The sequence below is a fragment of the Undibacterium sp. 5I1 genome (assembly GCF_034314085.1).
In the GTDB taxonomy this organism is placed as follows: Bacteria; Pseudomonadota; Gammaproteobacteria; order Burkholderiales; family Burkholderiaceae_D; genus Undibacterium.
Genome location: NZ_JAVIWI010000001.1, coordinates 358245 through 384845 on the forward strand (window position 1 = coordinate 358245; position 26601 = coordinate 384845).

General features: G+C 47.1%; 30 protein-coding genes and 1 other RNA gene. 16 read left to right on the top strand and 15 right to left on the bottom strand.

Annotated features, from left to right (window positions below):
- The first annotated feature begins 55 nt into the window (after positions 1-55).
- From RGU72_RS01505 to RGU72_RS01520, 4 genes are all read left to right on the top strand, one after another.
- Positions 56-274 (top strand): DUF904 domain-containing protein, encoded by a 219-nt coding sequence (locus RGU72_RS01505; RefSeq protein ID WP_322118062.1) that lies wholly within the window; start codon positions 56-58, stop codon positions 272-274.
- An 8-nt stretch (positions 275-282) separates the two neighbouring features.
- Positions 283-594 carry a cell division protein ZapA gene (locus RGU72_RS01510; protein WP_322121523.1) on the top strand — a complete coding sequence of 104 codons (312 nt, stop codon included), beginning with the start codon at positions 283-285 and terminating at the stop codon, positions 592-594.
- 76 nt (positions 595-670) lie between these two features.
- A non-coding RNA gene (gene ssrS, locus RGU72_RS01515) (6S RNA) lies at positions 671-849 on the top strand.
- A gap of 409 nt (positions 850-1258) precedes the next feature.
- Complete coding sequence (locus tag RGU72_RS01520) at positions 1259-1711, top strand: EVE domain-containing protein (protein WP_322118063.1); 453 nt, start codon at positions 1259-1261, stop codon at positions 1709-1711.
- Positions 1712-1777: 66 nt separating this feature from the next.
- Here the strand turns inward: RGU72_RS01520 and lgt are convergent, their stop codons facing one another.
- From lgt to RGU72_RS01535, 3 genes are all read right to left on the bottom strand, one after another.
- Positions 1778-2575 carry a prolipoprotein diacylglyceryl transferase gene (lgt, locus tag RGU72_RS01525; RefSeq protein WP_322118064.1) on the bottom strand — a complete coding sequence of 266 codons (798 nt, stop codon included), beginning with the start codon at positions 2573-2575 and terminating at the stop codon, positions 1778-1780.
- Between the two features lie 196 nt (positions 2576-2771).
- Entirely contained in the window at positions 2772-3656 is an 885-nt protein-coding gene (locus tag RGU72_RS01530) for a LysR family transcriptional regulator (RefSeq protein WP_322121524.1), read from the bottom strand.
- A 359-nt stretch (positions 3657-4015) separates the two neighbouring features.
- Positions 4016-4240, bottom strand: coding sequence for a TIGR04438 family Trp-rich protein (locus tag RGU72_RS01535; RefSeq protein WP_322118065.1), 225 nt, complete (start codon positions 4238-4240; stop codon positions 4016-4018).
- 185 nt (positions 4241-4425) lie between these two features.
- Between RGU72_RS01535 and RGU72_RS01540 the strand changes: the two genes are divergently transcribed.
- Entirely contained in the window at positions 4426-4698 is a 273-nt protein-coding gene (locus RGU72_RS01540; RefSeq protein WP_416200144.1) for a c-type cytochrome, read from the top strand.
- Between the two features lie 217 nt (positions 4699-4915).
- Here RGU72_RS01540 and RGU72_RS01545 read toward each other — a convergent pair whose 3' ends face one another.
- Positions 4916-6061, bottom strand: a complete 1146-nt coding sequence (locus RGU72_RS01545; protein ID WP_322118066.1) for a branched-chain amino acid ABC transporter substrate-binding protein — start codon at positions 6059-6061, stop codon at positions 4916-4918.
- 147 nt (positions 6062-6208) lie between these two features.
- On the opposite strand from RGU72_RS01545, the gene RGU72_RS01550 reads away from it, so the two are divergent.
- Together RGU72_RS01550 and RGU72_RS01555 are read left to right on the top strand one after the other, a co-directional pair.
- Complete coding sequence (locus tag RGU72_RS01550; protein WP_322118067.1) at positions 6209-6718, top strand: Lrp/AsnC family transcriptional regulator; 510 nt, start codon at positions 6209-6211, stop codon at positions 6716-6718.
- A 116-nt stretch (positions 6719-6834) separates the two neighbouring features.
- Positions 6835-7452 (top strand): transporter, encoded by a 618-nt coding sequence (locus RGU72_RS01555; RefSeq protein ID WP_323492716.1) that lies wholly within the window; start codon positions 6835-6837, stop codon positions 7450-7452.
- A 204-nt stretch (positions 7453-7656) separates the two neighbouring features.
- On the opposite strand, the gene RGU72_RS01560 is transcribed toward RGU72_RS01555, so the two are convergent.
- Positions 7657-8133: a peptidylprolyl isomerase gene (locus RGU72_RS01560; protein WP_322118068.1), complete on the bottom strand. Its 477-nt coding sequence runs from the start codon at positions 8131-8133 to the stop codon at positions 7657-7659.
- A 128-nt stretch (positions 8134-8261) separates the two neighbouring features.
- Positions 8262-9269 (bottom strand): alpha/beta hydrolase family esterase, encoded by a 1008-nt coding sequence (locus RGU72_RS01565; protein ID WP_322118069.1) that lies wholly within the window; start codon positions 9267-9269, stop codon positions 8262-8264.
- A 290-nt stretch (positions 9270-9559) separates the two neighbouring features.
- Here RGU72_RS01565 and RGU72_RS01570 point away from each other — a divergent pair, with 290 nt between their 5' ends.
- The 3 genes from RGU72_RS01570 to RGU72_RS01580 all read left to right on the top strand — a co-directional run bounded on the left by RGU72_RS01570 (position 9560) and on the right by RGU72_RS01580 (position 11274).
- Complete coding sequence (locus RGU72_RS01570; protein WP_322118070.1) at positions 9560-10150, top strand: helix-turn-helix domain-containing protein; 591 nt, start codon at positions 9560-9562, stop codon at positions 10148-10150.
- Positions 10151-10245: 95 nt separating this feature from the next.
- Positions 10246-10803 (top strand): GNAT family N-acetyltransferase, encoded by a 558-nt coding sequence (locus RGU72_RS01575; protein ID WP_322118071.1) that lies wholly within the window; start codon positions 10246-10248, stop codon positions 10801-10803.
- A gap of 21 nt (positions 10804-10824) precedes the next feature.
- Positions 10825-11274: a GNAT family N-acetyltransferase gene (locus tag RGU72_RS01580; protein ID WP_322121527.1), complete on the top strand. Its 450-nt coding sequence runs from the start codon at positions 10825-10827 to the stop codon at positions 11272-11274.
- Positions 11275-11391: 117 nt separating this feature from the next.
- Here RGU72_RS01580 and RGU72_RS01585 read toward each other — a convergent pair whose 3' ends face one another.
- The 4 genes from RGU72_RS01585 to cysS form a co-directional block, all read right to left on the bottom strand.
- Entirely contained in the window at positions 11392-12525 is a 1134-nt protein-coding gene (locus RGU72_RS01585; RefSeq protein WP_322118072.1) for a patatin-like phospholipase family protein, read from the bottom strand.
- Positions 12526-12797: 272 nt separating this feature from the next.
- Entirely contained in the window at positions 12798-14717 is a 1920-nt protein-coding gene (htpG, locus tag RGU72_RS01590) for a molecular chaperone HtpG (protein ID WP_322118073.1), read from the bottom strand.
- Positions 14718-15089: 372 nt separating this feature from the next.
- The gene (locus tag RGU72_RS01595) at positions 15090-15578 is read right to left on the bottom strand and encodes a hypothetical protein (protein WP_322118074.1); all 489 of its coding nucleotides are present in this window, start codon (positions 15576-15578) and stop codon (positions 15090-15092) included.
- Positions 15579-15678: 100 nt separating this feature from the next.
- The gene (cysS, locus tag RGU72_RS01600; protein WP_322118075.1) at positions 15679-17061 is read right to left on the bottom strand and encodes a cysteine--tRNA ligase; all 1383 of its coding nucleotides are present in this window, start codon (positions 17059-17061) and stop codon (positions 15679-15681) included.
- Between the two features lie 117 nt (positions 17062-17178).
- Here cysS and RGU72_RS01605 point away from each other — a divergent pair, with 117 nt between their 5' ends.
- Positions 17179-17310: a hypothetical protein gene (locus RGU72_RS01605; protein ID WP_322118076.1), complete on the top strand. Its 132-nt coding sequence runs from the start codon at positions 17179-17181 to the stop codon at positions 17308-17310.
- A gap of 127 nt (positions 17311-17437) precedes the next feature.
- Here the strand turns inward: RGU72_RS01605 and RGU72_RS01610 are convergent, their stop codons facing one another.
- Positions 17438-18049: a TetR/AcrR family transcriptional regulator gene (locus RGU72_RS01610; RefSeq protein ID WP_322118077.1), complete on the bottom strand. Its 612-nt coding sequence runs from the start codon at positions 18047-18049 to the stop codon at positions 17438-17440.
- Positions 18050-18326: 277 nt separating this feature from the next.
- Here RGU72_RS01610 and RGU72_RS01615 point away from each other — a divergent pair, with 277 nt between their 5' ends.
- The gene (locus RGU72_RS01615; protein ID WP_322121528.1) at positions 18327-19331 is read left to right on the top strand and encodes an MBL fold metallo-hydrolase; all 1005 of its coding nucleotides are present in this window, start codon (positions 18327-18329) and stop codon (positions 19329-19331) included.
- 6 nt (positions 19332-19337) lie between these two features.
- Here the strand turns inward: RGU72_RS01615 and RGU72_RS01620 are convergent, their stop codons facing one another.
- Positions 19338-20846: a PLP-dependent aminotransferase family protein gene (locus tag RGU72_RS01620; protein ID WP_416200093.1), complete on the bottom strand. Its 1509-nt coding sequence runs from the start codon at positions 20844-20846 to the stop codon at positions 19338-19340.
- Between the two features lie 138 nt (positions 20847-20984).
- Here RGU72_RS01620 and RGU72_RS01625 point away from each other — a divergent pair, with 138 nt between their 5' ends.
- The 4 genes from RGU72_RS01625 to RGU72_RS01640 all read left to right on the top strand — a co-directional run bounded on the left by RGU72_RS01625 (position 20985) and on the right by RGU72_RS01640 (position 24326).
- Positions 20985-21359, top strand: coding sequence for a DUF2917 domain-containing protein (locus RGU72_RS01625; RefSeq protein ID WP_322118079.1), 375 nt, complete (start codon positions 20985-20987; stop codon positions 21357-21359).
- Between the two features lie 193 nt (positions 21360-21552).
- A complete protein-coding gene (locus tag RGU72_RS01630; protein ID WP_322118080.1) occupies positions 21553-22164 on the top strand; it encodes a LysE family translocator in 612 nt (203 codons plus the stop codon).
- Between the two features lie 397 nt (positions 22165-22561).
- Positions 22562-23020 (top strand): RidA family protein, encoded by a 459-nt coding sequence (locus tag RGU72_RS01635; protein ID WP_322118081.1) that lies wholly within the window; start codon positions 22562-22564, stop codon positions 23018-23020.
- Positions 23021-23132: 112 nt separating this feature from the next.
- Positions 23133-24326: a PLP-dependent aminotransferase family protein gene (locus RGU72_RS01640; protein WP_322118082.1), complete on the top strand. Its 1194-nt coding sequence runs from the start codon at positions 23133-23135 to the stop codon at positions 24324-24326.
- 105 nt (positions 24327-24431) lie between these two features.
- Here RGU72_RS01640 and ureG read toward each other — a convergent pair whose 3' ends face one another.
- The 3 genes from ureG to ureE form a co-directional block, all read right to left on the bottom strand.
- The gene (gene ureG / locus RGU72_RS01645) at positions 24432-25052 is read right to left on the bottom strand and encodes an urease accessory protein UreG (RefSeq protein WP_322121529.1); all 621 of its coding nucleotides are present in this window, start codon (positions 25050-25052) and stop codon (positions 24432-24434) included.
- A 103-nt stretch (positions 25053-25155) separates the two neighbouring features.
- Positions 25156-25848, bottom strand: a complete 693-nt coding sequence (locus RGU72_RS01650; RefSeq protein WP_322121530.1) for an urease accessory protein UreF — start codon at positions 25846-25848, stop codon at positions 25156-25158.
- Positions 25849-25863: 15 nt separating this feature from the next.
- Positions 25864-26376, bottom strand: a complete 513-nt coding sequence (gene ureE / locus RGU72_RS01655) for an urease accessory protein UreE (RefSeq protein WP_322121531.1) — start codon at positions 26374-26376, stop codon at positions 25864-25866.
- Positions 26377-26601 lie beyond the last annotated feature (225 nt).

A 26601-nucleotide genomic window follows, 5' to 3' on the forward strand; every position in this document is an offset into this window, starting at 1 on the left:
TTTAGCCCGCGCTCTTTCCGCGTTTTTGCCATGTTTTTACCAACCTAGTGACGAGATGAATTCTGAATTTGAATTACTTGCTGAAAAAGTCGCACGGCTCGCAGAGCTGACCGATTTTTTACGCCTTGAGAACGCTGAGCTACGGCGCGATATCGTTGCTCTGACCGAAGAAAATGGTGAGATGCATCAACGTATGGATGAAGCACACGAACGCGTAACAGCTTTGCTCGCGCAATTACCAGTTGAGAACGATTCAGATAAGGATGCCGCATGAAAGACAATGTGATCCAGCTAGATGTCAGCATCATGGGACAAGCCTATAAGCTCAGCTGTAAAGAAGGTGAAGACAAAGCATTGCTAGCTGCAGTCGCTTACCTTAACGAAAAAATGTGCACCATCCGCGACGCCGCCAAGATTAAAGGTAACGACAGAATCGCAGTAATGGCAGCTTTGGGTGTTACGGCAGAATTGCTATCGACCAAATCGCCAGAGGGGCCTTTGTCTGGATTGTCGATTGCAGACGTCAAGCAAAAAATTAATCATATGCATGAGGTCTTGGACAAAGCACTAACACCCCAAGAAAATCTATTTTGAACCGTGCTTGTATTGGTTTAATCAATCAAAAAGAGTTAAAAAAAGCTGTACGACATCGCGGATAGGAGTAAACTTAGATTCCCTACCGTGTTCGCCAGTGCCATATATTCCTTGAACCATTTATGTGCACAGGCTGCGGGAATTGTTCGACAGGTGTGAGCGTCGCTAGTCCGATGAACCCGAAGTTGAACCGACTGTGGCCAACTTGAACCTCCTGGTTCAGGATGCCGGCATAGCGGCATTGGTGGGGACTTATTCCAGAGCACTTACAGCGTTTGCTGTGAGTGCTTTTTTATTGGGACTTACGCAAAACCGCCCCAAAGCGTTGCAGCGACTAGCCGTACTAATGTACTGTCATCGCTGTGCCTTGCCGGGACAATTTTGCGTAAGTCCTATTTGTTTGTAGGCTTGTTTTTTCGACGTTTGACTGAGCAAAGGTGATGCGAGCTTGTCTAACGGTGCAACGTCTTAGAAACTAATTTTCCTTTAGTATTGCTTGTCGTGTTGTGCCAATATCCACTTGGTCGGCTCTTAGATATCGTTAGGCCAAGATGCAACTAAGATGCTTTGGTATTTAATATACTCATATATGTATATTTTAATCGTCCAAGTAATCATTGGACGATAAGGCATTTTTTTAAAAATTTACGGGGAGTATATTGTTATGGCGTATTGGTTAATGAAGTCCGAGCCGGATGAAGTGAGCATTGATGACGCTTTATCTGCATCCTCGATAGCCTGGTTTGGCGTGCGAAATTACCAGGCACGTAACTTTATGCGTGATGCAATGAAGGTTGGTGATGGAGTACTGTTTTATCACTCCAGTTGCGCAGAGCCTGGTATTGCTGGGCTGGCTGAAGTTGCGAGCAGCGCGTATCCCGATCACACACAATTTGATCCGCAAAGTCATTATTTTGATCCCAAGGCGTCGCAAGAAAATCCGCGCTGGATGATGGTGGATATCCGGGCATTGCGCAAGACGCGTTTATTAAGCCTGGCAGAGCTACGCACTCATGGGGCCTTGGCAGATATGCTGGTACTACAGAAGGGGAGTCGTTTGTCGATCACGCCAGTGACTGCCGCAGAATGGGCAGTCATCATGAAGTTATTGGACTGAGCTTTTTAACGGCACTATCGTTTTCGATCAGAGATTAATCCTACGATAATGCCGTAATAATGTTACCTAGGCTTTAGCTGATTTTCTATATACAAACACCAGTATCACCAGTCCACCAATAATCATTGGTAGCGAAAGTATTTGTCCGGCAGAAATGGTCATGCCTGCTAGGTTCACTTGCCAATCCGGCGTACGGAAATACTCGGTAAAAAATCGTGCGCAGCCGTACAGCATTACAAACATTGCGCCGACAGCCAGAGGTGGCCGCGCTTTACGGGCATATATCCATAAAATAACAAACAGCAACAATCCATCCACTAAGGCCTGATAAATTGGCGACGGATGTACCAGGTGATCCACACCAGGCCATTGCATTGCCCAAGGTAAATCGGCTGAAGCAATCCGACCTGGTAGTTCGTGGTTGATAAAGTTGCCGATGCGCCCCGCAGCGTAGCCTAGCGGCACCAGCGGCGCGATGAAATCAAATACATTCACCAATGGTCGACCCACTTTGCGCGCCCAGAAGAACATCGCAATCAAAACGCCGATAAAGCCGCCGTGAAATGACATGCCGCCATGCCAGACCATCAGTATTTCTAAGGGATTGCTGATCAATTCACTTGGCCGGTAAAACAGAAATTCACCAATGCGCCCGCCCAGGACAACACCAAGCACGCCATAAAACAGCATGTCATCAATGTCTTCGTTTTTCCATCCCTGAGCTGCAATATGCGGTGAGCGAATGCGTACCCGGCCTAGCAAGACAAATTGTATAAACGCGACCAGATACATCAGTCCATACCAGTGTACAGAAACAGGTCCTAAATGGAATGCTACTGGATCTGGGTTGGGGTGAATCAGCATAGCTACTCTTTCGTTTGTAATAAGGTGAACCGAGATTTTTCATTAGACGCACCATAGGTGCTATTTGAGTGCTGGCGGCGCATTTACGGTCATTTTTTGATGCTCTTCGTTGCTCACGGCTAGCCATGAGCGCCTTAGTTACAACAAACTCACATCAAAACTGCCTCGAAAAGTGCATCTGCCATTAGCTCAAATCCTAACGGAAAATCTCGGTTAAAAAAGCCTGCAGCACGGGAGACGTATTATCTTTACGCCATGCCACGCCGATTTCTACCACATGGCTAGTTTGCGGCAGACTTAGGTAAGTCACACCGGGACGTTTTAAATTCGAGACAGATTGTGGCACAAGCGCGATGCCCATGCCAGCGGAGACTAAGCCGACGATGGTTTGCATTTGTATCGCTTCCTGACTAATTGCCGGGGTCAACCCGAGTTCTCGGAAGCAGCCAAGTATTAAGTCATGTAAAGCTGGCGCAATTTTGCGTGGAAAAATAATTAGAGGCAGATGCTGGTAATCCAATAGTGAGACGTCGTGTGTTTTTGTCGCAAAGCTTTCCGGTACTGCTAGTATCAACGGCTCGGACAAGACTTTTTGGTAGGCTAACAGATTACGCAAACGATCTGGTATCGGCGGGATGATCAGGCCAGCATCGATTTCACCTTTCTCCAGAGCGATTAATTGAACATCACTGGTTGCCTCTCGCAGTTCAATCTGCACAGCCGCATGACTTTGCCGGAATGTTCGCAGATAGGGTGGCAAGATGCTGTAGTCGGCGATAGACACAAATGCCAGCGACAAATGACCGCTAGCACCGGCGGCTGCGCGTTGTACTAGTGCGGGCAAGCCCTGTGCCTGCTGAAGTATGCGGCGTGCCTCTGGCAGCAGTGCTAGCCCGGCAGCGGTCAGCGCGATACTACGAGTGCTGCGGGTAAATAAAGCAGTGCCAAGAGTAGCTTCAAGCGCTTGTATAGTTTGTGACAGCGGTGGTTGCGTCATGTGTAATTTAGCCGCAGCTCGACCAAAATGCATTTCTTCTGCTACCGCGAGAAAATAACGTAGTTGTCGTAATTCCAGATTCATATGGACCGCATCTGATCGATGCATGAATCAGCTAATCTATAGATGGTTTCACGCAAATTGGTTAGGCTTGGTGGATAAAAATTAGTCAGGGATTTCAACAAGTTAAATGTTTTTTGCATTTGAGATTACGCTGAATCTGGTACAGACTGATGTACTGAAATTAACATACTCCCCCTTTTTTTAAGGAATAGTATCGATTGCCCAATAAATACCTTGACGATTAAAAGATATTACTAAAAGTATTTACGCAGTACAAGATTATTGGTGCGTCGACATCCCTGACCAATTCAAAAAAAACCTGGATAAAAGTTTATTTTATGCTTGAGAAAAGAAAGGTCTTAGTTAGGTGCGCAGACAGTTTATTTTTTCTTTTCAAACGTCCGCTTGACTCGTTCTTTTTTGATTTTTTCAAAATGCTGGTGATCTTTTCGCTTATCCAGTCCCAGGATACGTTCGAAATATTCAAACCATAAAAAAGCAAACACAGCTAGGCCGACTGGCCACCACCAAGAAATATTCGCTAAAAAGCCGACTTCTAAATATTTAAGTAAAAACAACAACGCAACTAGAATGATGAGAGGCATGATGGCTCCTTTTGCCAGATATTAGGAGTAATTTTACTTATGGTCAACCTTATGTTTAGCCGACACGTTCTATGCTGGACACAGCGTATCAAAATAAGCAAAACGCAGTAAAATGGAGCAACAAATTTTCTAACTTGGAGAAAGTAATGAACAAGTCTTTATTAGCGGTAAGTGCACTTTTTACGATGATGGTTTCTGGTGCGGCATTGGCCAATATGGAATTAGCAAAATCTAAAAACTGCATGGCTTGTCATGCTGTTGCTAATAAAGTTGTGGGTCCCGCTTACAAAGATGTCGCTAAAAAATATGCTGGCGACAAAACAGCAGAAGACACCTTGGTAAAAAAAGTGATTGCTGGTGGTAGTGGCGTCTGGGGAGCAGTTCCCATGCCAGCTAATCCACAGGTGTCTGAAGCTGAGGCACATACTTTAGTTAAGTGGGTTTTGTCGACCAAGTAATTTTGCCTGAGCCCTGAATATGACACAGGAGCGTTTTAAGATTAATATAATCCTAGTTTTACAAGTGGTTTAGATCATATTGCTTTATCAGTTTTTAATAATGTAACTGAGAAATAAAAAACGCTGCAAGCCTTTGAGGTTTGCAGCGTTTTTATTTGGTCGCATTTTTATGAAATAGACTGACGAATCAGCCTGTGCAAATCACGATAGCCTCGAATTATTTTACAACTTGCAGCAACTCACGCTTGCCGCCTTTGTATGTGTACAAAGTCAATGTACCGTCTTTGATATCGCCTTTAGCATCAAATTCGATGTCGCCAGTAATACCTTTGTGCTTGATTTTAGCCAGGAAAGGCAGGTACTTTGCTGGTTCTGCTGATTTAGCTTGTTGCATCGCATCAACCATCGTCATCACAGCATCGTATACATACGGTGCGTAGATTTGAACGTCCAGACCAAATTTCTTCTTGTAAGCTGCTTTCCAGTCATCCAACACTTTTTTCTGTGCATCTAAAACACCGCCGGCTTCTGCGCAGACAACTTGACCTTCGCCAATGCCGTCACCAGCCAGTTTCACTAAGTCAGTAGTACAGATACCATCGCCGCCCATGAACTTAGCAGTAATGCCAAGTGCTTTCATCTGACGCAACATCGGACCTGCAACTGCATCCATACCGCCGAAGAAAATCACATCTGGATTCTTCGCTTTGATTGTGGTCAGGATCGCGCTGAAATCAGTCGATTTGTCAGTCGTATGTTCAGTAACAACAACTTCAGCACCTTTGGCTTTAGCACCCTTCATGAACTCGGCCGCAACACCTTCGCCGTAGGCCGTTTTGTCATCGATGACAGCTACTTTTTTAGCTTTGTTAATTTGCACAGCGTAACGACCCAAAGTGCCACCCAATTGACCGTCATTAGCAACAACGCGGAACGCGCCTTTGTAGCCTTGTTGTGTGTATTTTGGATTTGTTGCAGATGGGGAGATTTGCGGGATGCCTGCGTCGTTGTAGATTTTAGAAGCTGGGATTGTCGTACCAGAGTTCAAGTGACCGATCACGCCATTTACTTTTGCATCGACCAATTTTTGTGCTACGGTTGTGCCTTGTTTTGGATCGGCAGCGTCATCTTCTGTCAGCAGTTCGAATTTAACTTTTTTGCCATCGATCATCGTGCCTTTAGCATTCAGTTCTTCGATCGCCATTTTGGCACCATTTTCATTGTCTTTACCCAAATGGGCAATCGCGCCGGAAATAGGGCCTACGTGACCGATTTTAATAACTTGTTCTTGAGCAGCCGCAGTACCAGCGAAGGCGAAAGCAATTGCGCCAGCCAGTGGAATCATTTTAATTTTGAACGACATGAACATACTCCTAAGGTTTAAAAAAAGTAGGACAACATTACTGCATCTCTGACTTATTCAGAAAACTGAATATGCAAAAGGTACAACAGAAAAATTAATAAGCAAAGCTATTTTCTTTTGTTTTTTCATAAATAAGACGATTTTTATATGCCTCAATATCGCTCACTCGACAAGGTTGATCGCAAGCTCTTGAACCTGTTACAGAAGGATAATCAGATACCTACCCGGGTTCTGGCAGACAAGCTCCATATCTCACAACCAACTTGCCTGCGGCGTATAAGAGAGTTGCGTGAGCTCGGCGTAATTAGTGCAGAAGTAGCTATGGTTGATCCATTTGCACTGGGATATGGCATGCTGGCTTTTTTAGAGGTATCGCTGATCAATCAGTCTGATGAGCATATGCAAGAATTTGAAGCGGGAATGAACAAAGAAGCTGAAGTGATGCAGTGTTATTTTGTGTCTGGCGAATACGATTACTTCCTGGTTATTCATGTTATTGACATGGATGCCTATTATCAGTTTGTACGTCGTGTTATTTCTGGTTCTGGCAATGTACGTCACTTCCACTCACGTTTTCCGATGAAGCGTGCCAAGTTTGCAACACGTATTACATTTGATGAGAAGATGCCTGAGTTGCCAGTTAAAGTAAGCAAATAATTCTTGTAACGAGTTGTTGCGTTTATGATTACGCCGATGATGAAGAGGTTACGCCGTACCGCCCCTCGGTATCGAGTCCAGCGCAATTACCATTTCCAGGACAATTAGAACTGGAATTGGGTCTGCTTAGCACCAAGCAAGATGGAACCAGACGAGATAGTTTGCCTTACCAATTAAAGCTGGCGTTTAATCCGCAATGGGGTGTGCTAGTCGGTGGCGAGGCCTTAGTCTCGTCTTTGGACGATCAGGGCAACCGTGAGCGCGGCTGGGGTGATACCACGCTAGTATTAAAGCGTGCCTTTTTGATGAATGACGACACTGCATTTGGACTGGAGTTTGGCGTCAAAGTCCTCACTGCTAAAAATACGATCGGTAATGGCAAAACAGATTACAGCGTGAATGGGATTTACAGTAAAGGCATCGGCAAACTGCATATAGACGCCAACCTAAATTTTACACGTTTGGGCTTGGTCGATCCCGGTACTGCCAGTACACAAACAGGTGTTTCAACATCGGCATCAATAGCCGTCACTGAAAATTGGGGTGTCACGGCAGAACTCAGTGGCACACGCAGACGCGGCACTGACGATACTGCCCAAGCTTTGGCTGCGTTAACCTACAGCCCGAGTAATAAACTGACGATTGATTTTGGTTTTGCTAAAGGTCTGAATAAGGCATCATCAGATTTATCTTTATTCACCGGATTGGTTATGCCGCTGGCAAAATTGTGGTGATATTTGAGTTGTTGAGACGTGTCAGTCAACGTGATGAAAATTGCGTCTAAATGAAGTCAATTCTTGTAGGGTGCTTGAGTGAGTTACGCGGACTAACCAATATCAGTTTAAGTTTTATCCATCGGTGCGCATGACGCACTTCACCGGAAATACAAACTAAAGCGGCAGCAGCGCGCTAAATTTAGTGATGCTGCCTCTCTAGTGTTAATGCTGATGCCCGTGATCGCCATGTACATGACCATGCATAATTTCTTCCGCGGTCGCTGCGCGTACTCCTAATACTTGCAAACCTACACTCAAGGATTTGCCCGCTAGCGGGTGATTGGCGTCGAGCATTACCTGATCGCCTTTGATTTTAAGTACGGTGTAAATGGTTTCCTCACCCGTGTCAGTATGTCCTTGCATAGACGCACCTACTTTGACACCAGGAGGGAAATCTTTCTTGGAAATTGTTCTCAGCAAACTTTCATCACGTAGACCAAAAGCATCTTCTGGCGCCAGATCCAGGGTGGCTTTAAAACCGACTTCCTGATCTTGCAAGGCAGCTTCTATTTTTGGCAGTAAATTGTCATAACCACCGTGCAAATAAGCGATCGGGGTTTTGCCGTTTTCAATGACTTTGCCGTTGATCTCGGCCACGGTAAAGCGCAGGGTGACGGCGGTGTCTTTATCAATTTTCATAAGATTTTTAGCGTAAGAATAGAAAGTGCAAGCATATTAACCGAAGTGACTACTTTGATGAAATCAGATCATGTGCAAATGGGTTTTTCCTCGTTAGCGTGAGATTTTTGTTTATCACTGAGCTCATTTTATTGCGTCAGCGATGATTGTCGTTCAAAAAAAGCCCAGATCATTGCGGTGCCATCCGGTGCCATAGGTGACGGCCCTAATAATCGCGGACGACGGAAGTAGGGTTGCGGCAGTCCATGCCCACCGCCTTGAATCGCAACCAGCTCTACTTCCACTTTAGTATCGTTACGCCATAAAAACTGTTCGACATTCACACCGTCTGCCGCTGTGCTCAGCTTCGTTACTGGTTTCCCGGTGAGGTGATTGAGGTCGGCAAAATATTGACCGGATTCTTGAGATGAGCGCACATTGCCACCCTTGTAAAACAAGCCCAGGAGGCTGGATTCTCCGCCATTGAACGGGACCAGCGGGTCCTTGGTGCCATTCATGATCATGACTGATATACCTGAATTACCGGACGCAAGTTGCTGGGCAGGCTGACATTTAAAATTCTCGGGTGACGGTACGTTTGCGGATACAGCTGCAATCGCGCGAAACCGGGACTGCGCCTCCAGCGCAAGGCGAATCGACATAAAACCACCAGACGAAACACCAGTTGCAAACACGCGATCTGGGTTGACATGAATCTCTGTGATCAGCTTGTCGGCCAGTGCGCTTAAAAAGCCAACGTCGTCTACCTCGCGCCCGTTTGCGCTGAAGTCACCAACTTTGCTACAGTCATTCCAGTCAAAACTGTAGGAGTTAGGGTAGACGACTGCGAAGCCATATTGGTCGGCGAGACGTTCATATCCATACCCGGTATCAATCCGAATTTGCGCGCCGTCTTCACCTGATCCGTGCATCACCATCACCAGCGGCGCTCCTTTTGCCAGCCCTTGCGGTACGTAGGTCAAGTATGTACGCTTGAGTCCACTCACTTCGATGGACTCCTTAGCCAGTGTGCCAGACAGCTTTGGAAGTTCTGGTTCAGGTGAGTAAATGAAGTAGCCAAATAGCAGACCAGCTATCGCTATCAATGCAATCAAACCCAAAAGACAAAACCCAAGAAAACGTAAGACACTTTTCATTAAAAAACCTCGGTAATAGAACGATTGCTGGATGACGTGGTGCTGATGTGAGCACGAACATTAACATGATCAATTGAGCTTGGATGTTACGGAACGTCCCGAGTTGCTGCTTTGATAGTCTTGTGTTGTTATTAATTCCTATGCTCAGATATCTTGTCGGGAATCTACGCATTTAACCCATTGCAGCGCAAAAATGCTTATCAAATAAATCGATTGACACAATATCCAATAAATTGGAAAATAAATCCATTATGAAAGAAATTAACCAAGATAATTAATCTACCCACACTATGCAAGACCAAAAAACTATTCAACCGCCGGACATTAATCAGCGCATTGCAAACCGACTGAGCAGCCTGCGGGCTGAGCGCGGTATGTCGCTCGATGCACTGGCGACCAAGTCGAACGTCAGTCGTTCTATGATCTCTTTGATTGAGCGCGGGGAGAGCAGTCCGACAGCGGTAGTCCTGGATAAATTGTCGTTTGGTCTGGGTGTCACGCTAGCCTCGTTTTTTGAAGAGCCGCAGCCTGATGCTAATCCACTAGTAAGGCGCGAGGAGCAATTACTGTGGATAGATCCACAGTCAGGTTATCGTCGCCGGAATATTTCACCGCCGCATTTCCGTTCGTCTATTCAGTTGGTTGAGGTGGAGTTTCCTGCCGGTGCGAGAGTGTCTTATGCAGCGGGTTTGCGTGAAGTCGGGATACATCAGCAGATCTGGGTACTGGATGGCTCGCTGGAAATTATTTGGGGTGATGTGCACCATCATCTGGAGAGCGGCGATTGTCTGGCGATGGATGAGAACAGTGCAATCGTTTATCAAAACACCAGTAACCGCCCGGTACGTTATGTCGTCGCGATTAATACCGCATCCATTTAAACATCGCCGCTTTCGGATGGAAATCTAATATTGATCTATCAGAATGTGCCTAACCATTTGACCAAATCATTTTTTGTTTATTTCGGGAGTCCAGGATGACCATAGACTATTCGACCTCGCCTCAATCGTCCTCTGAATATTCAATTCAGTTATTGCAGGCGCTCGATGATCATGAGGATATAGAAGCATTGTGCGATGTCTTGATCGATTGTGTCGAAGGCGGTGCCTCAGTTAGTTTTATGCAGCCCTTATCGCGCGCTAAGGCAGATGCATTCTGGCGGAACGTTGGTGCGAGTGTGACGCGTCAAGAGCGACTTTTGCTCGTGGCCAGAGAAGGCGCAGGTGCCATTATTGGAACAGTACAGGCAATATTGAGTCAGCCAGAAAACCAACCGCATCGCGGCGATATTTCTAAGTTACTGGTACATCGCCGGGCCCGTTCCCTTGGACTCGGTGCAGCTCTCATGAAGGCCGCAGAACAGGCAGCTCAGGCAGCAGGGAAAACGGTGTTGGTATTGGATACGGCAACAGGTGGTGGCGCAGAGTCTTTATATGAGCGGCTTGGCTGGCAGATGTGCGGGCGTATTCCAGACTATGCCTTATGGCCGCAAGGCGGGTTGTGCTCCACCACCATTTATTCCAAATCAATTTAAGCGATATTTCTTTTGTTTACCATGAACGTGGAGTCGCCTGATCAGGCTGACGTGCTCACTCTGATTGCTGAACTTGATGCATACCAGCACAGTCTTTATCCGGCAGAAAGCGTCTATTCGCTCGACTTGACTGCGGTCTCTGCGCTGCAACTTATCTGCATTGTTGCCCGCGATTTGGACCAACGCGCGGTCGCCTGCGGTGCGCTTGTTTTGGCGCCAGAATATGGGGAGATCAAGCGTATGTATGTGCATCCCACTCAGCGGGGACAAGGTTTGGCTAAACGATTGCTACATTCGCTTGAGGCAGCTGCCTATAAAGCAGGGTGTCGGCAAGTGATGCTGGAAACCGGCCCACGGCACACAGAAGCTTTGCGTCTTTATGCTCAGGCTGGGTTTGTAGTATGTGGTCGGTTTGGAAACTATCGCGACGACCCTCTAAGCGTGTTTATGTGCAAGGATCTCGTCGCCTGAGAATTAGACCAACAATGCAAAAACATTACGATCAAAGATAAGATCACATTCAGCTAACCTTACCTCTGCTCTTAGATATTCGTTGTTGGCGACCCTGTCGATATCAGTAGTGGGCACTCATTCTTGCGGTAACTCGTGAATAATCAGCCCGGTATGTTGTGCCGGCGGCTGTAGCCAGGATTTGTGACGCAGAGCTCTCTCTGCATCATGCAGTCCTGCCTGCCAGCGGTTTTGTATTGTCTCTGTACTGAAGTCGATATCTTTAAAATACTGATCGTGTTCTTGCGCCTTCATCACCAGATGTACGACATTGATTGTGTGATCGCAGCCCAGTTTCATCAAGGCTTGTATTTCCGGTTTTTTGCGTTCCGCTGCAGAGAGTTTTTCAGATAAACCGCGTATTGCTTTTTGCAGATTCTGCAGTTGGCGACGGGTTGCTAGTTGTTCTTTTGAGCGACTGGCGTATTGAATATTTTTGTACCGTGCCAATGCTTCTGCCATCGTCTTCGGCGCTGCTTCACTTGGGTCCCACAGGTCAACCATAAAGCAAAGCGCATCGCGTTGTAGTGCTCCATCCAGCAAAACCTCTAATGGTGTATTGGAGTAGATGCCGCCGTCCCAATACATTTTTCCGTCGATTTCTACCGGCGGAAAACCCGGTGGCAACGCGCCGCTCGCCATGATGTGTTCTGGTCCTATTTTTTGTTTCTTGCTATCGAAGGTCGTCATCTGGCCGCCGGTAATTTCTACCGCGCAAATACTGATACGTATTGGGCTTTTATTCAGATAGTGAAAATCGATATTTTTCTCTAGCGTCTTTTTGAGAGGCGACGTGTCATAAAAACTGTTTTGGCCTATGTCTACGGCGGCATTCATATCCCAACCAGCACCAACCCGTGGCTTAAAAAATCCAGGAACACCATTGGTCAAAGTGTTCATCGTCTCATTAGAACTGGTCCAGCTGCTCCAGGTATTAGCGATACCCCATTGTTGCAAGAAAGGGGTGAATACCGACCAGGGTTGGTTAGACGCCAATGGCGGTGCCAGGCTTTCCCAAAAGGCCCGTAATTGTTGAACCCGCTTCTCTGGAGGATTGCCGGCAATCAGCGCGCAATTGATCGCGCCGATAGAAGTGCCAATCAGCCAGTCGAGCTGAATATCGTTTTGATGAAGCTGCTCAAAAACACCCGCTTGGTAGGCACCCAAAGCACCTCCACCTTGGAGAATCAGAACGTTTTCTTGTGTAGTCATGGCAATTGGGAGTTTTTGTTGCGATGCAGTGATATTACCTGTAATGCTCATTTTTTGCGGCGCTTGTAGCGAGAAATTACAAATTAAAACGAGGGGTGCTTGGTCTTTCAAGCTTTACAGTTTCTTTACATTTCACGCATGCTCAGCACAAAACAACAAGCCCACCAAATTGGCGGGCTTGTTATGGGCTACTTTTTTAGAAGTAGTTGACTGAAACTAATCAAATAGTCATCTGACGTAAAAACTTGAAGTAAAAACCTGAGGTAAAAAACCTAAGCTGCTACGTTCAACAGCATTTCATTGAGACGTTTTACAAAACTGCTTGGATCTGCCAGTGATCCACCTTCTGCCAGCATTGCCTGATCAAACAGGATATTGGCCCAGTCGTCAAACTTCTTCTCTTCGTACTTTAAACGTTGTACTAACGGATGATCTGGATTGACTTCAAGAATCGGTTTTGATTCCGGTGCTGCCTGGCCTGCTGCTTTCAGCATGCGCATCAAGTTGCCGGATAACTCGTTGTCGTCCGCTACCAGACAAGCAGGGGAGTCGGTCAGACGGAAAGTCACGCGTACATCTTTGGCTTTATCTGCCAGCGCGGTTTTCATCTTCTCAACCAGATCCTTGAACTGCGTTTCGGTCTCTTCGTGCTGTTTTTTCTCAGCTTCATCTTCGAGTGTGCCGAGGTTCAGGTCGCCTTTGGCAACGGAGACTAATTCTTTACCTTCAAAATCACTTAAGAAGGACAGCATCCATTCATCAACGCGGTCAGTCAGCAATAGAACTTCCACACCTTTTTTGCGGAAAATTTCTAAATGAGGACTATTTTTCGCAGCGCCGTAATTGTCGGCAGTAACGTAGTAAATCTTTTCCTGACCTTCTTTAACCCGGCTCAGATAATCAGCTAAAGATACCGTCTGTGCATCGCTGTCGTTGTGGGTAGAAGCAAAACGTAGCAGTTTAGCGATACGTTCTTTGTTGCCCGCATCTTCGCCTATACCTTCTTTGAGTACCTGACCAAACTCGGTCCAGAAGCTAGCGTATTTATCTTTCTTCGCTTGTGAATCACCATCACCTTCTGCATTTGCCAAATCTTCCAGCATGCCTAATACACGCTTGGTCGATCCTTCACGAATCGCTTTGATGTCACGGCTTTCCTGCAAAATTTCACGCGAGACATTCAGTGGCAAGTCATTGGAATCAATCACACCTTTAACAAAGCGCAGGTAGACCGGCATCAACTGTTCGGCATCGTCCATGATGAAGACGCGTTTGACATATAGCTTGATACCGCCGCGTTTGTTACGATCCCACATGTCGAACGGTGCACGGGCAGGGATGTACAGCAATTGCGTGTATTCGCTGCGACCTTCCACACGGTTATGCGTGTGGGTCAGCGGGGCGCTGTAATCGTGTGAAATATGTTTATAGAACTCATCATATTGCTCAGGCTTGATGTCGCTCTTGCTGCGTGCCCACAAAGCGCTGGCCTGATTGATTGTTTCGAGTTCGTCTTTAGTAACTTGTTCTTTTTTCTCTTCGTCCCACTCTTCTTTTTGCATCAAGATCGGCAAAGAGATATGGTCGGAGTAAGTACGGATTACCGACTTGAGTTTCCATGAAGAGAGGAAATCATCTTCACCTTCGCGCAGATGCAAAGTGATTGAAGTGCCACGATCGGCTTTCGTAATATCTTCTACACTAAAGTCGCCAGCGCCTTCAGATTCCCAGCGTACGCCAGCGTCGGCGGCAGTGCCAGCACGACGTGATTCAACGGTGATTTTGTCCGCAACGATAAAGCCAGAGTAGAAACCCACACCAAATTGGCCAATCATAGCAGCATCTTTTTGCTGGTCGCCAGACAGTTTGCCAAAGAATTCTTTCGTGCCTGACTTGGCAATGGTACCTAGATGCGCAATGGCTTCTTCGCGTGTCATACCGATGCCGTTGTCGGCGATGGTGATGGTGCGTGCAGCTTTATCGAAGCTGACTTTGATCTTGAGCTCAGGATCACTTTCATACAAGGCGGCATTGTTGATCGCCTCAAAACGCAGCTTGTCGGCAGCATCAGATGCGTTAGAGATCAATTCGCGCAAGAAAATTTCCTTGTTGGAATACAGCGAGTGGATCATCAATTGCAGCAGTTGTTTGACTTCGGCTTGGAAGCCCATTGTTTGTTTTTGGTCGGACATAATTCCCTCTTACTATTTTTTATGAGTTTAGGACTTTACAAAATTACCCTGGCGACCTCATACAGCATCGCCTGACGATCTGCTCATACCGATTTTGTCAGGGCGATTTTGTGCAAGTCCCGACTTGATGAAATCCATAAAGATTTTGCTTGGCAGTTATGCGGCTAAGTTGGGATATTTCAAGATGTTGATTGCAGCTAATTTATATACTGGGTAGTAGTACAAGGTAAATTAGCCTTATTGTCCAATTATTCTCTGGACAATTAAAAATACTCCCCATTTTTTTAATTATTGTTCTAATTAAGCGAATTAGAGAGTTTAGATGGAAAAGACAAAAATAGATGCTGAACGTGGGATGTCGTGGCGATTTGTTTAAAACCGGAGTTCCAGTTTTTCATATGGTTTAATCTGCGACCATATCGCGTTTAGCTCCACTGCTTGCTGGAATAAGGTGTGTGCCAAACTCTCCGCCGGTACTGCTGGCGCCTCAATATTGCGTGCCTCAGCCGCAGTTTGCAGCCCATAAGCAAACGCGTCGTGATCAAAATTGCCGCTCCAGAGTTGTGTCTGCAATGCCTCAACAATCGCCTCGGCTTGCACTGCGCCCCGTTCAACATCCCGGCGCTGAGTGTCGTGGGTCAGCTCCATGACAAACTGTGCATCGGCACCTTGCGCTACCAGACTTAAAAAACCGTCACTGAGTTTCAGCCCGGTTTCCACCACAAAATGCACCAGATCATGCGGCAGCACACCTTGGCGCGGCATCTCGATTTCACTAACAGAGCTATCTTGCCGGATGAACCTTAGCAAATCCGATTTTTCCGAGGGCGGGCGCTTGGTCGCAGTAAGAAGCATGGTCATATCTAAATTAATCCGTTCGTAGCGCTCTCACCAGAACGGTGATGGTGAAAACCCTAGCATCAGTCAATTGAATCAACTACTTAATTATACTGACGAGCGGTCAACTGCCGTTTCTAGGTTTTATCTTCATCCCATCTGCTTTATCTTCCACCTCATACCCCAATGTATGCAAGGCTGCGCGCAGCCGGTCCGCTTCTACCCAGTTCTTTGTAGTGCGGGCAATTTGACGTTGCTCTGCCAGCGCAGTTACCTCGGCGGGTATGGTGAGTATCGCTGGTTTCCACTCCGCCAATCCCAATCCGAGGACAAGATCAAATTGATCGAGAGTCGCTTTTTTATCTGCGTCGTTCAAATCCGATTTGAGAACTTCCCACACCACGACCAGTGCTTTGGGGAGATTCAGGTCTTGATTGATTTCAGTCTGGAAGCGGGTCACATAATTGCTATCAGCCGCGCCACCTTCAGGTAATGCAAAGTAAGTATCGCGCAATCTGCCCAACGCTGTTTGAGCTGCTTCCAATGCATCCCAGCTAAAATTCATCTGGCTGCGATAGTGTGCTGACAAGCATAAAAACCGGTATGCCAGCGGATCAATCTCCTGGTCAATCAGAGTTTGCAGACGCAAAAAATCGCCGCTGGATTTAGACATTTTTCCTGCATCGATTTGCAAAAAATAGCCATGCATCCAGTAGTTAGCAAGACGGGTGCCGTGGCAGGCTTGGTTCTGTGCAATCTCGTTGCTGTGATGAATCGCGATGTGATCTTCTCCGCCGCAATGGATGTCAAACCACGGTTCCAGATATTTGCTAGCCATCGCAGAGCACTCAATATGCCAGCCTGGAAAACCACGTCCCCAAGGGCTATCCCATTCCATCTGACGCTGTTCATTTGCCGGACTGAATTTCCATAGCGCGAAATCGGTGGGGTGTTTTTTTTCACCCAGATCAACACGGATGCCGGCTTCAATACCGTCTCGATTGAGTCGTGCCAGGTAGCCGTAATCATCTTGTTTGGATGTGTCGAAATATACGCCGTCGCTGGTGGTGTAGGTGTAGCCTTTTTGTTCTATGGTGGCAATAAAGTCGATTTGCTCGGCGATATGATCAGTTGCCTTGCACCAGATGGTAGGGGGCAGCATATTCAGGCTGAGCAAGTCGGCTTTGAACGCGCTAGTAAATTTTTCCGCAATGTTCCAGGCAGATTCTCCCACTTTGCGGCTGCCTTTTTCCATTTTGTCTTCGCCATCATCCGCATCGGATACTAGATGACCAACGTCAGTGATGTTGATGACATGACGGACCTGGTGACCGTTAAATTCTAAGGTGCGACGTAAAATATCTTCAAACAAATAAGTGCGTAAATTACCGATATGCGCATAGTCATACACGGTAGGTCCGCAGCAATACAGACCAACCCAATCCTGGCGCAGTGGAGTAAATTGGCGAAGCTGACGCTCCCAGTTGTCATAGAGATAGAGATGCATAGTGAGTATAAAAAATCGAAAATAAACAGCAGACGTACACCATGATTGCTACAGCTAAAAAACGGTGAATTTTTGGAGTGGTTGTGACTAGATCAGGATCAACAGCGACAACAAAGCTTGTCACTGCATATGTGTGTACATGACAAGCTGAGTGCGACAAGCAACCGGCGCGCTGTTGCGGATGCGCAGATGGAAGTAGAGGCGTTTGTCATCGTATTGAATGTGGCTTGCACGGGTAGCTTTGAGTGATCGATAAAAATGAAATGGCAAGCAGGATAAAACCAAGGCATGAATTTATCACACAATTTGATTGCGTTGATGTGAGTGGACGGCTCGTACTGACTGCTGAGCTAATAAACAACGCTGTTGCAAGATTTTAAGACTGACCCAAATAAGCCAAAAACATATCCACCGCAGCCTCTACGATTTGCACTTGAGCAGCCTTATCCAAAGGCGCTTGACCCATGGTGATTTGCGGCCAGAATGCGAAGGTTTTTAATTGACCTTGTAGCAGGTGGGCTGCAAATATAGGATCGGCCGGTTTGAGTTTGCCATCGGCTTGCGCTGCTCTGATCCAGCCTGTGACGCCTTCTTCTTTTTCCCCTAATTTTGCGACCATCTCTTGTGCGCGGTCTGGCGCGTGGATGGTGGCCGCAATAGCGACACGTGCCAACGCGATAAAGTGCTCATCATTGAGCATCTGCATTTTTTCTTGCATCAAGTCGATTAGCTGATCACGCAAGGAGATGTCGGTGCGATAAACCACCTCGCGCTGGCTGGCGCTGTTTTGCCATAGCTGTAATAAGATCGCAGCGAACAGATCATCTTTGCTGGGGAAATGGTTATAAACCGTGCGCTTAGAAACCTCGGCGCTGGCGGCGATTTTATCCATGCTGGTGGCTTCAAAACCGTGAGTTCGGAATTCGATAATAGCGGCTTGCAAGATCGCTTCGCGCTTGCGGTCGGTAAGGCGTTTTGGACTTGGCATGGCGGTAATGTAGCGTTGAGGTCAAATTGTGGCAAAAAGAGAATTAAATTATTTTACACTAGGTAGTTTACTTTTTAAGAATTTAAAACTACACTGTGTAGTGTAATTATTGGTATGCGTAGGGTTTTGCCGATAATTTCGGTTCGATGTAATGGTTTGTACTTTCGATTTTATTTTGCTTACAGGACATCTGATTATGGCAATTGGCACATTTCCGGCGAACGGCTCAAGTAAGGCAGGGTTAAACACTGTTGGCACTGAGAATACTCAAGATAAGATGCGCTATCTGCGGCATGAGGACGGCAAGTATCGAAATCCAGTACAGATACAAAGGACCAGCTTTTTCAAAACATTGCAAATCGCCTTGACCTTCCTTTTTAATAAACCAGCCAATACCATACCGGCAGGACAAATCCCTGTACAAACTCTGACGAGTGAACAGTTACTAGCCGCGCCGGATCAATCTTTATTCCGCCTTGGTCATTCCACTTTATTACTAAAACTGCGCGGTGAGTTTTGGCTGACTGATCCTGTATTTTCCGAGCGGGCATCACCGTTCCAGTGGATGGGTCCAAAACGTTTCCATCAGCCACCGATCAGTATTGCGGATCTGCCGCCGATCAAGGGCGTGATTTTGTCGCACGATCATTATGATCATCTGGACTATGCTGCAGTGTTACAACTGGCCGACAAAGTCGAACACTTCTTAACGCCGCTAGGTGTGGGTGATACCTTAATTAAATGGGGTATCGCCGCCAGTAAAGTACAGCAACTGGATTGGTGGCAAAGCACCACTGTTGACGGGATTGAATTGACGGCGACGCCAGCACAACATTTTTCCGGTCGCGGTCTCAACGATGGCAATCAAACTCTTTGGGCGTCTTGGGTAATCCGTGAAACCCATGGCGAGGCCGAGCAGAATCTCAAGCTGTTTTTTAGTGGTGACAGTGGTTATTTTGACGGCTTTAAACAGATCGGCGATAAGTTCGGTCCCTTCGATCTGACTATGATAGAAACCGGCGCCTACAATCACCAGTGGCCAGATGTCCACATGCAGCCTGAGCAGACTTTGCAGGCGCATCTGGACTTACGCGGTAAACATTTGCTGCCGGTTCATAATGGCACGTTTGATCTGTCGCTACATGTCTGGCATGAGCCGTTTGATCGTATTACAGCCTTGGCTGAGGCGCGGAATGTTCCTATCAGCACACCGCAAATGGGGGAGCCACTCAGCATGAGCAAGCCACATGCAGGTGAGGCCTGGTGGATATCAGCGAAATAGGGTCTATTACTTAATTTCTTTCTCTAAAAACGCCCACACATCAGGATCAGACATCGCAGCAATGTTGATGCGCATCTTGGTGGAGGGCAGTTGATTGGGGGAGAACAAGCTACCGGGTGCTAGCAGAAAACCTTGCTCCATTGCCTTCTCGGTCAGTACATTGGTATCGCAGCCGGTATCAGTCCACAAAAACATACCGGCAGGTGTGCGGTAATCAACTTTCATCCCGAGATTTTCTACCCGCTTAGTCACATCATCCCGAACAGAATCTAGTTTGACGCGGATGCGGTCGACATGTTTGCGGTAGTGACCTTCCGACAAAATTTTATACACGACACGCTCACCGATTTCTGTCGTAGTCAGCGTGGATAACATCTTACGGTCAGACAAGCGCACGGCTAATTCATGTGAGGTGGCGATAAATCCTACGCGCAGATTGGCAGCGAGAGTTTTAGAAAATCCACCCAGATAAATCACACGGTTTAATTGGTCTAAGGCGGCAATGCGGGTCGCCGCTTGTACCGCGGGACCGGGATGCATGTCGCAGTAAATATCATCTTCCACCACCATAAAATCATGTTCTTCTGCCGTCTTCAATACCTGAAATGCCTTGGCCGCCGACAGGGACGTGGAGGTCGGATTATGCATGACAGAATTAATGATATAGAGCTTGGGCTTATGCAGCGCCGCCAGCTCGGCTAGCTTGACCACATCGGGACCGTCATGCAAGCGTGGTATGCCAATCACTTTGGCACCCAAAATCGCAAATGAGGCAAACATCAAAAACCAGGCGGGATCATCGACAAAAATCGTGTCGCCGGGGCGGGTAAATTCGCGTGCCACCAAATCCAGCGCCTGCGTCACGCCGGTCGTCATGATGATTTGCTCTGGTGCTGCGGCGATTTCCAGTTCAGCTAATTTCAGTTGCAGTTGCTGGCGCAGCGGTAAAAATCCCTGTGGCGTACCGTAGTGTAAAAGCAGGTTTTGATTGAGACGGCTGATCGCACGCAAGCCGTTGGCGACCAGTTCACCATCCAGCCAGTCATGCGGTAGCAGACCGGCGCCCGGCATTTTTTGCGGCGGCAATTGGCGGAACATATTCCGCACCAGCCACACCACATCGAGTTGTTGCCCTGATGGCAAAGCCTCTGCGGCATTATGAGCGTTATTGCTGTTGATCATCGACGCACGCTCACGCACAAAAAAGCCCGAGCCGCGACGTGATTCCAGATAACCCTTGGCGACCAGTCGGTCGTAAGCCTCAACCACTGTAAAGCGAGATACGCGCTGTTCGTCCGCAAACTGCCGGATCGACGGCATCCGCGCACCGGTGCGTAGCAATTTGTCGTCGATACGGGTAGCAACGTTACGGACAATTTGCTCGACCAGAGAGCCGCCAGAATCGCGCGAAACTATGCTTCGATTTGTGCTTCCGATTGTGCTCACATTTGTGCCTCGGTTCTTGTCGCCACTCGTACTGCCATTTGTATCGCTATTCCTGCTACCGTTAATCATAGGATGCCTGCCAATCAGATAGGTGTATCGGGAAAAAGACCGTAACAGTGCGTGAATTATCGTTTTTATTGTACTGGTACTGTATTGGTTTTTGCGGCTAGGATAGCACAACTCCTACACCAATCCGCAAGGAATGCTATGAAAATTCTCACCGCCAATACATTACTGACGCTACCACCAAATGGCTTGTTATCTGTGTCTGCCGAATCGGCGCTGTGCTTGCAAATCGAATGCGGTTTGGTGTGGATTACGATCGAGAATGATGCCTATGATTACTGGTTATCGAAAGGGCAGAGTTTGATGATACCGCCGCTGAAACGAGTGGTAATTGAGGCAGATCGTCAAGCTAGTGAGATCCAAATTTGTCCTGTTATCGAAAATAGCTTGCCTGAGCAAACGCCCTTAACTCATCAGAGTTCAGGCTTGGTCTTGAGTAAACAGTTTGAGCCTGCAGTGTCCTTCCGGCGCACCGATGACGCAATCAGGGCGGAAACAATTTGCGACCCGCGGTGAGATTGGGGGAGTTGCGAGATGAAGCGGTATGCATAGCGCCCCCCGACGATGCTGAAAATATTTGCCTTATACCCATAAAGAAAAAAGTAAAAAATAGGGGAGTATATGAATAAATATACCTTATTGTCCAAATAATCATTGGACATTAAAAATTACACCCCTCTAGTATATTTTATTGAATAGGAAGTCCGTGATGCCGTTTGCTCAAATACAATTTGCTGAAGTGCTGGCTTTTACCACCTTTGCCTGGATCGCTTCTTTTACGCCTGGCCCTAATGTGGCAATCGCTGCAACCACTGGTGTTAATCATGGACTGCGTGCCGCCTTACCACAGGTGGCGGGTGTGCCAATCGGCTTTGTGGTGCTGATGTGGGTGGTCGGTTTGGGCGGCATCGCTATTTTGCAAGCCAGCCCCTATCTGGTCTGGGGTATGAAGCTGGCGGGTATTGCTTATCTTTTGTACCTGGCTTTTAAGCTGTGTTTCTCACGCCAGTTGTCGTCCAGCGATGCGATTAAACCTTTAAGTCTTCCGCAAGCTGCATTGTTTCAGATCGTCAACCCCAAAGCATGGATGATGCTGGTTGCCGCGACCTCAACTTATGCCATAGGGCATGCTGATTTTGTTGTCCGTATGGCTTGGATGAGTCTGGGATTTACCATTCCGAGTGCGCTGAGTATTCTCGCTTGGGCATGGATGGGGCAAAGTTTGCGCAACTGGTTGCTAGTCGGTAATCGTCTGAGAAATTTTAATCTCGTGATGGGATTGGCATTAGCGTTGACGGCGATGTGGATGCTGACTTTATAAGTGATGACGCAGTCGATGATGTCAGTGACGATATAAGCGACGATATAAGCGACGATATAAGCGACGAATTCTCGCCCAATACCAATTGGCTGGCAGCGATAGCGTTATTGGCAATCGGCAGACCGATGAAGAATCATCGGTAGTCGTGTTGAAAAGAGACAGGCCTCCAAATTAAATCAAGCGGATCGTCTGTAATTGGGGGTGTTAATCGGGTGATGAGGGGCTTACAATGGAGGTCTGTCAGTGAAAACAATTGTTCCGCTTCACTCTATAAAATCAGGCACTTGCCTTGGTTCTCATTAGCAATTTCATCAGGTAGTTTAGTTATTGCCGAGATTGCTTTTTGCATTACATTGCACCGAGTCAGGCATACGCCACAACTTTTTTGGAAATCACCATGTCGTTTTACGAAAAACTCCAAGCTTTGAATATTGAGTTACCAGCAGTCGCTGTGCCGGCCGCTGCGTATGTTATGTATGCACAAACTGGTAACACTGTGTTTTTATCCGGTCATATCGCAAAAAAAGACGGCAAGGTATGGGTCGGCCAATTGGGCAAAAATATTAGTACGGAAGAAGGCAAAGCTGCTGCGCGTGCGGTGGCGATTGATTTGATTGCTACCCTGCAAGCAGCTTGTGGTGGCGACCTGAATCGCGTTAAACGGATTGTAAAAGTCATGAGTCTGGTCAATTCCACAGGCGACTTTACAGAACAGCATTTAGTCACAAACGGCGCGTCAGAATTGTTTGGTGAGATTTTTGGTGAACAAGGCAAGCATGCCCGTTCCGCTTTCGGCGTAGCACAAATCCCGATGGGCGCTTGCGTTGAAATTGAATTGATTGCTGAGATTGCCTAGTTGGATCAACTCAAAATTACCTTAAGTGATTCAGATTAATTTAGAGTAATGCAGACAATTGACCGATTATAAAAACAGTACAACATAAAAATACAGAGTGAATGAGACCAGTATGAAACTTGAAAATCCTAGCCCCATGCAGTGGAAATTTTCTGAGCGTGCAGAGCAGTTGCAAGGCTCCGTGATCCGTGAAATTTTGAAAGTCACGATGCGTCCAGAAGTGATTTCTTTTGCCGGTGGTTTGCCGTCACCAGAGACGTTTCCAATCGACCGTATGCGGGCAGCGTTTGATCTGGTTTTATCCAAGCAAGGAAAGTCGGCATTGCAATACGGACCGACCGATGGCTATGCGCCTTTGCGTCAATTCATCGCGGATTCTTTGTCCAACGATGTGACTAAAATTTCGCCAGAACAGATTTTGATGGTCTCGGGTTCACAACAAGGTCTGGATTTGCTCGGTAAAGTGTTGATCGACAAGGGTAGCAAGATCTTGGTCGAGACACCGACTTACCTCGGTGCTTTGCAGGCGTTTTCTTTGTACCAGCCTGAGTATGTTTCTGTGGATGGTGATGTGCATGGTTTGTTGCCGTCGTCAGTTGCGGCAAAAGGACAGGGCGCGCGTTTATTGTATGCCTTGCCTAATTTCCAGAATCCGACCGGTTTGACGTTGTCAGTTGAACGTCGCTATAAGTTGGTCGACACCTGCGCACGTCTGGGTTTGCCTTTGATTGAAGATAATCCGTATGGCGATTTATGTTACAGCGGTGAGCCTTTACCAAAAATGCTGACGATGAATCCCGATGGCGTGATCTACATGGGTTCGTTCTCCAAAATCCTTACGCCTGGTATTCGTCTCGGTTATGTCGTCGGTCCGGCGCCGTTGATCCGTAAATTAGAGCAAGCAAAACAGGCCGCCGATTTACATACATCGACATTAACTCAGATGGTCGTGTATGAAGTAATCAAAGATGGTTTCCTGGGTGAGCATATTCCAACGATCCGTAGCTTTTACTCCGGTCAATGCGATGTGATGCTGGCCGCGATGACAAAGCATTTTCCAGTCAGCGTGACATGGACGCGTCCAGAGGGTGGTATGTTTATCTGGGTGACCTTGCCTGCGCACGTCAATAGCAAACAGTTATTGGATGAAGCGATTGCGCAGAATGTGGCATTCGTTCCTGGTGCGCCGTTTTATGCAGATAATCCGGCCACAAATACCTTGCGTTTGAGCTTTGTGACCGTATCGCCAGAGCGGATTAATGAAGGGATTGAGAAGTTGGGTAAATTGATTCAGTCTAAGTTGTAATCTGAATCCAAGGTAAAAAAATGAGCCACATCGGCTCATTTTTTTTTGCGACTGAATAAGTCACGGTTTTACTATTTGGTCATATTAATTACCTTGTCAAGGTATTCAATTTTTAAACAAACCCTCCCTGCAAATAAACTCCCTTATTTGCGTCACCCCATCACCCGTTTTTAAATTTGTAAAAATAAACGGACGATCACCACGCATACGTTTGGCGTCTTGCGCCATGATGTCTAAGTTGGCTCCGACATGCGGCGCCAAGTCTGTTTTATTAATGATCAACAGGTCAGAGCGGGTTATGCCAGGGCCTCCTTTTCGCGGGATTTTCTCCCCACCAGCGACGTCGATGACATAGATCGTTAAGTCAGACAATTCGGGGCTAAAAGTTGCGGCCAGATTATCACCGCCAGATTCCACCAGAATTAAATCTAGGTTAGGGAAATCAGCGCACATTCGTGAGATTGCTTCCAGATTGATGGACGCATCTTCGCGGATCGCTGTGTGTGGACAGCCGCCGGTTTCTACGCCCATCAAACGTTCTGCCGGTAAGGCATCTGCGCGTAACAGGATTTCCATATCTTCTTTGGTGTAGATGTCGTTAGTGATGACCGCCATCTCGTAGTCGTCACGCATGGCCTTACATAACATTTCACACAGTGCCGTTTTGCCCGAACCTACCGGGCCGCCGATGCCGACGCGCAATGGATTTGATGCTTGTGCACTTATTTTTGAATTGGTTTGCGTGTTGATTTGAGTACTGATTTGGGTATTGAAATCGGAATTCATATGGACTCTCAAAAATTTAAATTCGGTAAGTATGATGTTGGCGTTAGGAGCGATATAGACGGCTATATTGCACTTCATGTTGCATCGATAGCAGAGATAATCCTGGCGCCCAGCTGGATAATTCATCGTCGTTCAGAGTTTGCGCGGTTTTTGCCGCCGCCTCTAATGCCTCAGTCAAACTGAGTAACAGGGCTTGTCCCGCGACTTGTCCCAGTGGCACGGATTTGACGCACACTAGCACCTGATTTTCTGCCCATGAAAATAACATGCCGAGTAATGCTGCCTCGGCAGGTACTTTCAACGCAACCGCACTGCAAGCTAATGCAGTCGGAAAGGGTACTTCGGCCAGACTTTGCAAACACGCAAGCAATGCCGGATCAACTTGGCTATCGTCCAGTTTTAAATCTACCAATAGCTTGCCGAGTGAATAGCCCATTTGTACTGTCTCCGCCCGAAATTCTGCAGTATCTCGCGCGGCTAAAAACCGTTCTGTCCACAGACTGACCGCAGCCTGATCGCGTTTTTCAAAAGCGTGCAGCAGTCGCCACAAAATCGGCGCTTCAAAACAGGCTAGCACCTCGACTAATTGCTGCGATATCCATAGTCTGGCAGTGGCTGAATTTTTCACCAGACCTTGTTCAATCGCACTCTCTAAGCCTTGAGAATAGCTATATGCGCCAACCGGCAGAGAAGGGCTGGCCAGTTGCAGCAAGTGCAGCAATGCAGTGGTTTGTATCATTAGCTGGCAGTGTTAGTTTTTGTCAGAGGGACGATGTATTTTTTGACGTAGCGGGATAGGTGCAAGTGGATTGTTCGGATGACCGTCGTCGCCATGATGATGACCACCGCCATAGGCACCGGCTTCTGGCTCAAATGCAGCAAGTTCTTCCTCTACCTGAGCGCCCAAACCTTCTAACATCTCTTTAAGTACATTGTCGTGACGGATACGTAAAAAACCATCACCAACCTGAGCTTGTGTGTGCCGGTTACCTAAATGGAACGCACAGCGCAACAAAGCCTGGGCCGAATCGCAAACGACTTTATAAGTCGGTTCTGCCGCAGCGACGATTTTGACGACGAAGCCGTCTTCGCTAGTGATCAGATCGCCATCGCGCAAGACGCTACCACGCACCGTGAGTAAGGCAATATCCTCGCCTGAAGTGAGGGTAGCGCGAAAGCGACTTTTTTCGCGTATCTGAAAAGGTAAAACTAATTCGCCATCGATATGATCTGTGTGTTGAATTTTTGTGTGCAGGGTACGCATGAGTTTGCTATAACGAAAGCTGGGATGTTTTTCGGTGCGCATGTTTTTTGCATTGCGCTTCTATAGTGCTATTGTGTTCGTGTTTCATCAAAATATTTTATAAAAACAGAGGTTCTTGCAAAACGAAACACCGGAGAGTAATTTTATTGCGAGAAGCGCAAAATAGATGAGAAAGGAGCGGCCATTTCTGGCAAGATGAAAGTGACTAAACAACCATCTGCGCTC